This is a genomic window from Undibacterium sp. JH2W, from assembly GCF_049340425.1.
Lineage (GTDB): Bacteria > Pseudomonadota > Gammaproteobacteria > Burkholderiales > Burkholderiaceae_D > Undibacterium.
In genome coordinates this window covers 81,367-93,133 of sequence record NZ_JBMPOT010000004.1, presented here as the reverse complement: position 1 = coordinate 93,133, position 11,767 = coordinate 81,367, and the positions used below count along the sequence as shown (strand labels likewise).

General features: G+C 49.8%; 10 protein-coding genes. 2 read left to right on the top strand and 8 right to left on the bottom strand.

Annotated features, from left to right (window positions below; genetic code table 11):
- Positions 1–179 precede the first annotated feature (179 nt).
- Together secA and ACO0LC_RS06800 are read right to left on the bottom strand one after the other, a co-directional pair.
- Positions 180–2,939: a preprotein translocase subunit SecA gene (gene secA / locus ACO0LC_RS06805; RefSeq protein ID WP_423001899.1), complete on the bottom strand. Its 2,760-nt coding sequence runs from the start codon at positions 2,937–2,939 to the stop codon at positions 180–182.
- A 334-nt stretch (positions 2,940–3,273) separates the two neighbouring features.
- The gene (locus ACO0LC_RS06800; RefSeq protein WP_423001898.1) at positions 3,274–4,230 is read right to left on the bottom strand and encodes a M23 family metallopeptidase; all 957 of its coding nucleotides are present in this window, start codon (positions 4,228–4,230) and stop codon (positions 3,274–3,276) included.
- An 82-nt stretch (positions 4,231–4,312) separates the two neighbouring features.
- On the opposite strand from ACO0LC_RS06800, the gene ACO0LC_RS06795 reads away from it, so the two are divergent.
- Positions 4,313–4,816: a DciA family protein gene (locus ACO0LC_RS06795; protein ID WP_423001897.1), complete on the top strand. Its 504-nt coding sequence runs from the start codon at positions 4,313–4,315 to the stop codon at positions 4,814–4,816.
- A 24-nt stretch (positions 4,817–4,840) separates the two neighbouring features.
- Here ACO0LC_RS06795 and lpxC read toward each other — a convergent pair whose 3' ends face one another.
- A complete protein-coding gene (gene lpxC / locus ACO0LC_RS06790) occupies positions 4,841–5,776 on the bottom strand; it encodes a UDP-3-O-acyl-N-acetylglucosamine deacetylase (RefSeq protein ID WP_423001896.1) in 936 nt (311 codons plus the stop codon).
- 71 nt (positions 5,777–5,847) lie between these two features.
- On the opposite strand from lpxC, the gene ACO0LC_RS06785 reads away from it, so the two are divergent.
- Positions 5,848–6,339, top strand: a complete 492-nt coding sequence (locus ACO0LC_RS06785; protein WP_423001895.1) for a GNAT family N-acetyltransferase — start codon at positions 5,848–5,850, stop codon at positions 6,337–6,339.
- A gap of 75 nt (positions 6,340–6,414) precedes the next feature.
- Here ACO0LC_RS06785 and ACO0LC_RS06780 read toward each other — a convergent pair whose 3' ends face one another.
- The 5 genes from ACO0LC_RS06780 to ACO0LC_RS06760 form a co-directional block, all read right to left on the bottom strand.
- Entirely contained in the window at positions 6,415–6,921 is a 507-nt protein-coding gene (locus ACO0LC_RS06780; protein ID WP_423001894.1) for a peroxiredoxin, read from the bottom strand.
- 519 nt (positions 6,922–7,440) lie between these two features.
- Complete coding sequence (gene ftsZ / locus ACO0LC_RS06775) at positions 7,441–8,640, bottom strand: cell division protein FtsZ (RefSeq protein ID WP_422949570.1); 1,200 nt, start codon at positions 8,638–8,640, stop codon at positions 7,441–7,443.
- 124 nt (positions 8,641–8,764) lie between these two features.
- Complete coding sequence (ftsA, locus tag ACO0LC_RS06770) at positions 8,765–9,997, bottom strand: cell division protein FtsA (RefSeq protein WP_110255262.1); 1,233 nt, start codon at positions 9,995–9,997, stop codon at positions 8,765–8,767.
- Positions 9,994–10,785, bottom strand: a complete 792-nt coding sequence (locus tag ACO0LC_RS06765) for a cell division protein FtsQ/DivIB (protein WP_423001893.1) — start codon at positions 10,783–10,785, stop codon at positions 9,994–9,996. Before ACO0LC_RS06765 ends, ftsA begins: the two co-directional genes overlap by 4 nt.
- 15 nt (positions 10,786–10,800) lie before the next feature.
- The gene (locus ACO0LC_RS06760) at positions 10,801–11,766 is read right to left on the bottom strand and encodes a D-alanine--D-alanine ligase (protein WP_423002135.1); all 966 of its coding nucleotides are present in this window, start codon (positions 11,764–11,766) and stop codon (positions 10,801–10,803) included.
- Between the last annotated feature and the right edge of the window lies 1 nt (position 11,767).

The following is an 11,767-nucleotide window of genomic DNA, read 5'->3' as shown; positions in this document are numbered from 1 at the left end:
AGCACAGTGTGAGATTCCAGAATATAGAATGAATGCCCAAATAAAGCACGCCCGTTCACTTTAACCTCACACCATACTTGCGTCAAGCCAGGAGGTGACGAATCCCCAAATGGATACTCGGCGAGGAAATAAAAAAAGGCGACCAAATGGTCGCCTTTCATTTTTGCTATTTCAAATGGTCAAGCCAGTTTGCCGTGGCATTGCTTAAACTTCTTGCCGCTGCCGCAAGGGCAAGGGTCATTTCGACCGACCTTCAGGGCATAACTGATTTCCGGCTGATCGGTAGCAAAGCCTGGATCAGGTGCCAGCATTTCTTCCGGCGTTGCATCTGCATCAAAATCAGCGTGCTGGTAATGGACGTTTTCGATCTGAGATTGCGCCAGTCTTTCTTCTGCCGCATCAATCTCTTCACGAGATTGTATGCGCACAGTAACCACGGTCCTGACCACTTCATTCTTGATGGCTTCCAGCATCTGGCCAAACAATTCAAAAGCTTCGCGCTTGTATTCCTGTTTAGGATTTTTCTGCGCATAACCGCGCAGATGTATACCCTGACGCAAATGATCCAGTGCAGCCAGATGTTCACGCCAGTGGGTATCTATGCTTTGCAGCATGACATTGCGTTCGAAACCGGCAAAAGATTCTTTACCAACGATGGCAATCTTGGCGTCATACACTTCATTGGCGGCTTTTTGCACGCGTTCAAGAATGTCTTCATCCGTGATATTGCTATCGTCTTTGAGCATTTGCGCCAGCGGCAAATCCAGTGCCCATTCATCACGCAAGGCAGCTTCCAGAGCCGGGATATTCCACTGCTCTTCGACTGATTCTGCCGGTACATATTCACGCACGATGTCTTCAAACATGCCATGACGCAGGGAAGAAATCAGCTCAGCCATGTCTTGCGCTTCCAGCAATTCATTACGCTGCTGGTAAATCACTTTACGCTGGTCATTGGCGACATCATCATATTCCAGCAATTGCTTGCGGATATCAAAGTTACGTGCCTCAACCTTGCGCTGTGCCGATTCTATGGAGCGCGAAACTATACCTGCTTCTATAGGTTCGCCTTCCGGCATTTTCAGCCTGTCCATGATGGCGCGGACACGGTCACCAGCAAAAATACGCAGCAAGGTGTCGTCAAGTGACAGATAGAAACGGGAAGAACCCGGATCACCCTGGCGACCAGAACGACCACGCAATTGATTATCTACACGACGGGATTCATGACGCTCAGTACCGACGATATGCAAACCACCAGCATTGACCACTGTCTCATGCAGGGATTGCCATTCGTCGCGCAGCTTTTGCGATTGCGACTGCTTGTCTGCATCCGACAAGGCAGCATTGGCTTCTATCATTTGCACTTGCTTGGCGACATTACCGCCCAACACGATATCCGTACCACGACCCGCCATATTGGTGGCGATGGTAATGGCTTTTGGACGACCGGCCTGGGCAATGATTTCCGCTTCACGGGCATGCTGTTTGGCGTTCAAGACATTGTGCGGCAAACCTGCTTTTTCCAGTATGCCGGACAGGAGCTCAGAATTTTCAATCGAGGTAGTACCCACCAAGACAGGCTGGCCGCGCTCATAGCAATCCTTGATGTCGATGAGCATGGCATTGTATTTTTCTTGCGCAGACTTATAGACCTGATCTTGCTTGTCCTTACGCTGGGAAGGACGGTTCGGTGGAATCACCACGGTTTCGAGACCGTAGATTTCCTGGAATTCATAAGCTTCAGTATCTGCCGTACCTGTCATGCCTGACAGTTTGGAATACATACGGAAATAATTCTGGAACGTGATCGATGCCAGAGTCTGGTTTTCATTCTGGATACGCACACCTTCTTTGGCTTCAACAGCCTGGTGCAAACCATCAGACCAGCGACGGCCTGTCATCATACGGCCAGTGAATTCATCAACGATGACGATTTCATCATTTTGCACTACATAGTGCTGATCCTTGAAATACAGGGCATGTGCGCGCAGGGCAGCATACAAATGATGGATCAGGGTGATGTTGGCTGCGTCATACAGGGAAGCGCCTTCCGGCAGCAAACCCATTTGTGTCAGTATGCTTTCTGCCTTGTCATGGCCTGCTTCAGTCAGCAAGACCTGATGGGCTTTTTCATCCTTGGTGTAATCACCGGGCACTTCTATCTTGCCTTTGCCATCTGGTGTTTCTTCACCAATCTGCAGCGTCAGCAATTTTGGTACTTCATTGATTTTGTAATACAGCTCAGTATGATTTTCAGCCTGGCCAGAAATGATCAAAGGTGTACGGGCTTCATCGATAAGAATAGAGTCAACTTCATCGACGACAGCGAAATTCAGGCTGCGCTGTACACGGTCTTTGGCTTCATAGACCATGTTATCGCGCAAATAATCGAAACCATATTCGTTATTTGTGCCGTAAGTGATGTCCGAGCCATAGGCAGCCTGCTTGGCATCGTGATCGAGTTGCGACAGGTTGATACCCGTGCTCAGACCCAGCCAGCCATATAATTGGCCCATCCATTCAGCATCGCGTTGCGCCAGATAATCATTGACGGTAACAACGTGCACGCCCTTGCCTGACAAGGCATTGAGGTAAATTGGCAGGGTCGCCATCAGGGTTTTACCCTCGCCCGTACCCATTTCAGCGATTTTGCCGTAATGCAATACCATGCCGCCTATCATCTGCACGTCAAAGTGACGCATTTTCAGTACACGTTTGCTGGCCTCACGGCAAACAGCGAAGGCTTCCGGGAGGATGGCATCAAGTGTCTCTCCGTTCGCAACACGTGCTTTGAACTCAGCAGTCTTGGCTTGCAAAGCCTCGTCCGACAAAGCTTCCAGCTTGGGTTCCAATGCGTTGATTTCACGCACAGTCTTTTGGTATTGCTTCAAAAGCCGCTGATTGCGGCTGCCGAATATCTTGGTCAGGAATGACATGCTATGAACGGAAAGTTAAATTCTTAAAAAAATTGCTGCAAACAATGCTTAATTTGACAGCAACATTAGGATAACCTGTGATTTTACCATGTGACACCCAATTAACCAGTACTTGCACAATTTTGCCTATCAATAAAGCAATAACAGACAAAATATGACAGTTTTTTGCTTACGCAAGGGTGAGCAGATGACAAACAATTCCCAGACATGAGTTTGCAGTTGGTGGCAGTATCACCAAACTCAATAGCCCAGACACAAAAATGCACGCAGTTGTGTCGGGCCTTTGCCACACTTTTATATACGATAAAACGGCCTGGGCCGTTCTGCACGCAGCTTATTTCTGGTTCAAAGCAGCAAGATTGGCTTGATTAGCGCCTGCCGACAAGAATTTATGAGGATTTTGTGGCACGCCTTTGACATGCACTTCAAAGTGCAAATGCGCACCAGTGGAACGGCCTGTAGAACCTATGTCAGCAATATGCTGGCCACGCTTCACGATATCACCCAGCTTGACGTAGATTTTGGATGAGTGGGCATAACGGGTCATGATTTCGCCACCATGATCGATTTCCACCATATTACCAAATTGCGGGTGATATTCTGCTGCCACCACCACGCCACCAGCTGCCGCGACTATGGGAGTGCCACTGGGGCTGGAAAAATCTATACCTTCATGAAAAGCACTGCGTCCAGAGAAAGGGTCCAGCCTCCACCCGAATCCAGATGCATTATAGGCAACATTAACCGGCTGTATGGTCGGCAAAAGCTTGGATTGCACCTTGAAGCCCATAAGCTTGGTTTCCACCACGTTCATATAATCTGACCTGTGTTCTATATCCTCAGACATGGCAGCCAGTGCAGCCTGGAACTCGGCCAGGTTTAATTCCTTGGCGGGTTGGGTAGAGACCTCAGGGCCGCCGCGCCCCGGCATTTCCTTGAAGTTAAACTCTTCTGGCTTGACACCAGCCAGGCCCTGCACTCGTTCGCCGAGTGCATCGAGACGTATCAGTTGCGCCTGCATTTCACCAAGTTTGGCAGCCATCGCAGCCAGATTTTCTTTCATAAACTTGTCTTTATTACCAGTATCGCTAGTACCAGTAGCAGCCACTGGCACCAGGTCACGCAAGACCGGCAAGTCGGCACTGGCCAGCTTGAGAGTCAGGGCAGCCATCAGGGCGGCACAAAAAGTGATGACAAGCAGAAATGCAAATGAGGCAAGAATGACATGACGGGAAGACAAAGTCACTGACTTGGCCTGGGTAAAGCGGGAGTGCATCAAAATGATTTGCATCAATATGCTCCTCTGAAAACGATGGACGACCTATAGCTCCTTGTGAGAGCTGGCCTGTCCTGTTTGTGGTAAGGTATTGCGCATGTCAACATTTTCACGCCCTACCTATCCGGTTAACATTAAACGCGGTCGCAAAGTGCCTGGTGCCAGCGAAGCCGGTGACTTTTTACGCAGTAACGAGAGAATCTCCCAACTGCTACCCACAGTGCAGCGCAACCTGAAGCTGCAAAAAGACTGTGGACTGATACTGCCGCCGATATTTGCCTCTTGTGAGGTCATGCAAGTAACGGAGGGGCAGTTGACGCTCTCTGCGCCGAACGCCGCACTGGCGACCAAATTGAAACAGCAATGTCCGAAACTGCAAGCATTTTTGCAAGAACGGGGATGGCAGATTAACGCAATCCGCATCAAAGTACAAGTCAGGCGTGTCGTAGAGAAACCAGTTGCCGTTAAGCAAATAGCATTTTCAGGCAAGGCCCTGCAGGCTTTTGGGCAATTGGAACATGCGCTGGAAGACACACCACAGAATGCTGATCTGCGCGCAGCACTGAGCCGTTTGATAGAGCGCCACCGCTCTGGCAGCTAATCTCTCAAGACTTCAACCTGCAGCTTAAGCGAGTGCCCACTCTCTATCTACTTGCGTGGCATAAGTCGGTGGTGCCATCTCCAGATCATCGAAACTGACGATCTCATAAGAATCTGGCTGGGCCAATAAAGCGCGCAGCAACTGATTATTCAAGCCATGACCAGACTTGTGCGCAGTATAACTGGCGAGGAAGGGATGGCCGATCAAATACAAATCACCAATTGCATCCAGGATTTTGTGACGGACAAATTCATCATCAAAGCGCAGGCCATCTGAATTCAGAATACGGTATTCATCCATGACGATCGCGTTTTCCATGGAACCGCCACGTGCCAGACCTATGCCCCTGAGCATTTCCACATCCTGCATGAAACCAAAAGTGCGCGCCCTGGCGACATCCTGCACAAAGGTGGCGCTGGCAAAATCAACCTCTGCTGTTTGCACCGTACCATCGACTGCCGGGTGATTAAATTCAATAAAGAAATGCAGCTTGAAACCATTGTAAGGTTCCAGCCTGGCCCATTTCTCGGACTTGCCTGTACCTTCGCGGATTTCTACCGGCTTTAAAACACGGATAAATTTCTTGGCGGCGTCTTGTTCCTGCATGCCCGCCTGCTGCAATAAATAGACGAAAGATGAAGCAGAACCATCCATGATGGGGATTTCTTCTGCGCTGACATCGATGTACAGATTATCGATACCCAGACCTGCGCAGGCTGACAGCAAATGCTCTACCGTTGATACCTTGCCATGCTCATTCGACAAGGTCGACGCCATGCGGGTATCACCCACGCCCAGGGCCTGGGCAGGCAAGACTACCGGCGGTGTCAGGTCAGTGCGTGTAAAGATAATGCCGGTATCTACCGGTGCCGGACGCATGACGAGTTCAACCTTGGTACCGGAATGCAGTCCGACACCAACTGTTTTCACGACTTGTTTGATGGTTCTTTGCTTTAACATCGCGCTATTATAGCGTTTCAGGCAATTTCCCATGCAGGAGTGAGGAAAATTAGCCGTTTCACATCTTAAAAATGAATACAAAAACAACAATTCAAATCCGCCGCGCTGTCGCCACTGATCTGGATGCAATGTGTGATCTCAGCGACCAGATCAATGCCCAGCATCATGCTGCTGCACCCCGGATTTTTGTACAACAAGCAAATCGCGAACTTGACCGCCAGTTCTGGCACGGCACGTTTGAAAACCCTGCCGGTTGTGCCTTACTGGCCTGCGCTGGTGAGCAAGTCCTGGGCTTCATCACCATGAGCTGGCATGAAAATACCTCTATCCCCTTCTTGTACCGTCGCCGTATCTGTCGCATAGGCACGATCGTAGTATCTGATGCACATCAGAAGCTAGGCATAGGGAAGTTATTGATGGATGGTGCAACTAGCTGGGCACGTCAGCATGCCGCTGTGGAAATCAGGCTGGAAGTGTTCGACTTCAACCGCAATGCCATGGATTTTTATGCAGCTCAGGGATATGGCGTGCAGTCGCACATCATGAGCAAGTCTCTGGAATAAAAATATCGTATATTAAAAAAATGGCGCACAGTTCAAAAACTGTGCGCCATTTTTAATACGAGTCAGATGACCTGATTAGCTTAATTGTGCCAGCAGTGTTTCTGCGTTCGACACTTCAAACTTGCCGCCTTCTTCGATATTCAATTGCTTGACGACACCGTCGACAGCCAGCAAGGAATAACGCTGGGAACGCGTGCCCATGCCAAATTTGCTGAAATCTGCATCCAGGCCCAGCGCTTTGCTGAAATCTGCATTGCCGTCAGCCATCATGCGGACGATGCCTGTGGATTTTTGATCGCGGCCCCATGCACCCATGACGAATGCGTCATTGACAGAGATACACCAGATTTCATCAACGCCCTTGGCTTTCAAATCTGCGGCCAGTGCAACATAGCCAGGCACATGCTTGGCTGAGCAAGTTGGCGTGTACGCGCCAGGCAAGCCAAAAATCGCAATGGTTTTACCTTTGCTCAGGTCTGCGACTTTGAATGTATTCGGTCCGAGTGAACATCCTTCAGATTCCACTTCAATAAATTCTGCCAGGCTGCCCTCAGGCAGGGTATCGCCAATCTTGATTGTCATTTTATGCTCCCTAGATAAGTATTCGGATATTCATTGCCTTGTTGCATGCTACCGCCTGCATAAAACGCAGGAAGTTTGAGCCATATCAACACCGACAGTGAAGGACGCAAGTATGCCTGAGCTAGGATTTTCTTGCAGAAGTTAAAAGGATAAGGCTTAAGACCTCTCAACACAGAGGCACAGAGTGAGGAAAGTCTGCTTGCAAGCAGACTTCGTTACGCAGGCGCGCGGCATGCCGCACGAAGTCCCTGCTACACCACAGAGAAGAGCAAGAGGAAAAACAATCGGAATAAATGTTTGATATCCCGCCACGCTGAACCAATGGTTTTTCAAAGTATTGTTTTCACCAAAAATAGAATCCTTGCTATACGTCTGATACGTAACCAAACACAGCATTTCTCTTGCCTTTCTCTGTGCCTCTATGTCTCTGTGGTGAGCTTTTTGGTCTGAATTTTCGACCAACAAATAAAAAACGCCAGCCTCTTTCGAAGCTGGCGTTTTGCAGAAAAACCAGATAAATCAGTCGGCCTGCTTGCGCAGGAAAGCTGGGATATCGTAGGTTTCCATGCCATTTTTTTCCAGGGCACGTACAGTTTCTGACGCAGATTCACGGCGCCATACTGCAGGTTTGCTCAAACCATCAAATCCCGCAGAACCGGTTACGGAACCAGTGCTGATGGTGGCAGATGTCATGACAGGGCTGGCCATCACTGTTTCATTGTGAGTACCAGTACGCAGCATAGGTGTTTGCACCAGCTGTATATTTTTCTTGCCACGACCCAGACCGGTTGCTACTACTGTCACACGGATATCGTCACCCATGTTGTCGTCGTAAGCGATACCCTGGGCAATCGATGCATCCGGTGCAGCAAAAGCGCGCACAGTAGACATGACTTCCTTGATCTCTTTACCTTTGAGACCACGGCTAGCTGTGACATTCACCAGCACACCGCGGGCACCGGACAAATCGATACCATCCAGCAGTGGTGATGCAACTGCCTGTTCGGCGGCGATGCGTGCGCGGTCAACGCCAGAAGCAGTTGCGGTACCCATCATGGCCTTGCCTTGTTCACCCATGATGGTTTTCACGTCATTGAAGTCGACGTTGATATGGCCAGGCACATTGATGATCTCGGCAATACCGGCGACGGCATTGTTCAAGACATCATCTGCATGCTGCAGCCATTCGATCATGCTGTCGTCTTCATAAATCTCTTCGAGTTTTTCGTTGAGAATGATAATGAGTGAATCGACATGCTGAGACAAGGCTTCCAGACCTTCGTCAGCGATGTCCATGCATTTCTGACCTTCGTAGGAAAATGGTTTGGAAACCACCGCCACGGTCAATGCACCTAATTCCTTGGCGACTTGCGCAACTACCGGAGCAGCACCTGTACCTGTACCACCACCCATACCTGCAGCGATAAATACCATGTGCGCGCCGCGCAATGCGTCTTCGATGCGGGCACGGGAATCTTCAGCCAGCTTGCGGCCGACTTCCGGTTTCATGCCTGCGCCCAGACCAGTCTCGCCGATCTGTATCACATTATTTGCTTTAGACTGCAACAGTGCTTGCGCATCTGTGTTTGCTGCGATGAACTCAACGCCGGACACGCCTTTGTTGATCATGTGCTGAACCGCATTGCCGCCTGCGCCACCTACGCCGACAACCTTGATTACGGTGCCTTGTGTGGCGTTATCAACCATATCGAACTCCATCATGACTCCTCCAGGTAGGCAGTTATCAGTCGCTAGGCATCACCGGGATGTGACGACTAGCGACTAATAACTGTATATCGAACTATTATAAAATGACTACACTAAATTAGATACAAAATACAAGCTAAAAATTCCCTAAAAACCACTCTTTCATGCGTTGCCAGACCGCTTTGGCTGAACCTTCTTGCCGAGTGACCAGATGACCGCGCAAATACTGCTTCTTCGCTTCCAACAACAACCCCAAAACTGTGGCATAACGCAGGCTGCGCACGACATCTGCCAACTGCCCGCTGTAAGCCGGCATGCCTAATCTGGTTGGCTTCAAAAAGATGTCTTCAGCCATCTCAACCATGCCCGGCATGGCAGCAGAACCGCCTGTCAAAACGATGCCGGAAGACAGCACATCTTCATAACCGGATTCGCGCACTACCTGGTGCACCAGTGCAAACAATTCTTCTACACGCGGCTCTATCACTGCCGCCAGAGCCTGGCGCGATAAAGAACGCGGACCACGGTCACCCAGGCCAGGTACTTCCAGCGTATCTGAGGGATCAGCCAATACCTGTTTGGCGACACCAAAACGCACCTTGATTTCTTCCGCTTCCGAGGTCGGCGTGCGCAAGGCCATGGCGATATCATTGGTGATCTGGTCACCAGCAATCGGGATCACTGCCGTGTGTCGTATCGCACCTTCGCTGAATACCGCCACGTCAGTCGTGCCGCCACCTATATCGATGAGCACCACACCCAGTTCTTTTTCATCCTTGGTCAGCACAGCTTCTGCCGAGGCCATCGGTTGCAAGATCAAGTCAGACACTTCCAGGCCACAACGGCGCACACACTTGACAATGTTCTGGACTGCAGACACAGCACCGGTGACGATATGCACTTTGACTTCCAGACGTATGCCGCTCATGCCTATAGGTTCGCGCACATCATCCTGGCTATCGACGATAAATTCTTGCGGCAAGGTGTGCAGCAATTGCTGGTCAGTCGGGATATTGACGGCCTTGGCAGTTTCTATCACACGCGAAACGTCAGCTGCGGTGACTTCTTTATCCTTGATCGCCACCATGCCGCTGGAATTAAAGCTGCGGATATGGCTGCCAGCAATGCCGGTATACACATTACGTATCTTGCAGTCAGCCATCAACTCGGCTTCTTCCAAAGCGCGTTGTATGGATTCGACGGTCGCCTCAATATTGACGACGACACCTTTTTTCAGCCCCTTGGATTCATGCTGGCCCAGGCCTATGACTTCATGCCTGCCATCAGGCATGACTTCTGCCACGACTGCCACAATTTTTGAGGTGCCGATATCGAGACCAACGATCAGATTTTTAGCGTCTTTTGTCATGTCTTTCCACTTGCTTTTGTTTGCTTTTTTGATCCGATATTGCTATGACTCGATTTGAGCGCCAGGCCATTCGGATAACGCATGTCCACACTTTCAATACTGTCTTGCAAACTGGCCAGCAGTTGTGGGTAAACCGTCATCAGTTTATCCACCCTGCCCTTGAGCGTTGTCGCGTCCTGCACCCTGCCCAATTGCACTTCCATGCCATTATTCAGCTTCAGACTCCAGGCATAGCGACTGGAATAATTCACCGAATCCGGTGCCAGGTTAATTCTGGCAAACCAGTTTTTAAATTCCAGATACTGTGCCAATACTTCTTTTTCACTACCTTCTGGCCCACTCAGGGCAACCAGGTCTGCATCATCTTCAGCTTCTGCCAGGTTGGCGGTAAACACATCACCTTTGGCAGAAATCAATAGTCCATCCTCACCCCAGGTCCCCAGGGCTACATGTTCTTCCAGGGTGACGATAAGCTTATTGGGCCATTCTCTTTGTACACTGGCCTTGCGCACCCAGGGTACAGCTTCAAACGCGGCCCGCACACTATCCAGATTTGCCGTAAAAAAATTACCTCTGATCTTGGGTAAAGCCGTGTTCCTGATAGTAAGCGGATTGACATGCCGCAAGCCTGTACTATCAGTCATATTGCTGGCTTCCACCCGTATCGCTTTCAAAGTAAACAACGGCCTTTGTATCACCCACCACACCCCGGACAACACCAGGATGAACAGCACCAGCCCAAACAGGGCATTCGCGGTATTGTTCATCAGCTTGCTGTCATGCCACATTTTTATCTTGCCTGCTTATTTCTTTTCTGGAGATTTAATTTTCAAACTCGCCATCTTCAAAATCTCTACACACAAATCTTCATAACTGATACCAACTGCCTTGGCTGCCATGGGCACCAGTGAATGTCCTGTCATACCTGGCGAAGTATTAATTTCAATTAAAAACGGCTTGTTATCCGACTTGCGCAACAAGACATCTACCCTGGCCCAGCCTTCGCAATCGAGTGCACGATAGGCATCAACTGCCATTTTGCGTATGCTGTCAGTCAGGTCTTGCTCCAATACTGCCGGGCAAATGTATTGCGTGTCGTCGGTAAAATACTTGTTCTGGTAATCGTAATTACCATCAGGGGCAATAATTTCAGTAATCGGCAAGGCATATGCATGCTCACCTTTACCCAAGATTGCCACCGTCAATTCGCGGCCTTCGACAAATTCTTCGGCCAGCACCACTTCATCAAACTGGGCCGCCAGGGCATAGGCTTCCTGCATGTCGGAATAACCCACAACCTTGGTAATGCCTATTGTAGAACCTTCATGTGGCGGTTTGATGATAAGCGGCAAACCCAGCGTATCTGGTACTCGGCGCAATTCGGTCTGCCCCGTCAGCACGGCATAAGCCGGTGTGCTCATGCCATAGGTTTGCCAGATGCGCTTGGTAAAAATCTTGTCCATGGCAATCGCCGATGCCATGACGCCACTGCCGGTGTAGGGGATATTCAATTGCTCCAATACACCTTGAAGACTGCCATCTTCACCATAGCGGCCATGCAGGGCAATGAAAACTCGGTCAAATTTTTCTGCTGCCAGTTCGGCAATGTTACGCTCTGCGGTGTCGAAAGGATGGGCATCAATACCCTTGCTCAACAAGGCTTGCAAGACACCCTTGCCAGACATGAGGGAGATTTCACGTTCAGCCGAACGTCCGCCAAACAGCACGCCTACTTTGCCCAGAGATTTCACATTCAATTCACTCATGATG

Coding starts and splice junctions, on each gene's coding strand:
- secA (WP_423001899.1), bottom strand. CDS start 2,939: ATGTCATTCCTGACCAAGATATTCGGCAGCCGCAATCAGCGGCTTTTG.
- ACO0LC_RS06800 (WP_423001898.1), bottom strand. CDS start 4,230: ATGCAAATCATTTTGATGCACTCCCGCTTTACCCAGGCCAAGTCAGTG.
- ACO0LC_RS06795 (WP_423001897.1), top strand. CDS start 4,313: ATGTCAACATTTTCACGCCCTACCTATCCGGTTAACATTAAACGCGGT.
- lpxC (WP_423001896.1), bottom strand. CDS start 5,776: ATGTTAAAGCAAAGAACCATCAAACAAGTCGTGAAAACAGTTGGTGTC.
- ACO0LC_RS06785 (WP_423001895.1), top strand. CDS start 5,848: ATGAATACAAAAACAACAATTCAAATCCGCCGCGCTGTCGCCACTGAT.
- ACO0LC_RS06780 (WP_423001894.1), bottom strand. CDS start 6,921: ATGACAATCAAGATTGGCGATACCCTGCCTGAGGGCAGCCTGGCAGAA.
- ftsZ (WP_422949570.1), bottom strand. CDS start 8,640: ATGGAGTTCGATATGGTTGATAACGCCACACAAGGCACCGTAATCAAG.
- ftsA (WP_110255262.1), bottom strand. CDS start 9,997: ATGACAAAAGACGCTAAAAATCTGATCGTTGGTCTCGATATCGGCACC.
- ACO0LC_RS06765 (WP_423001893.1), bottom strand. CDS start 10,785: ATGTGGCATGACAGCAAGCTGATGAACAATACCGCGAATGCCCTGTTT.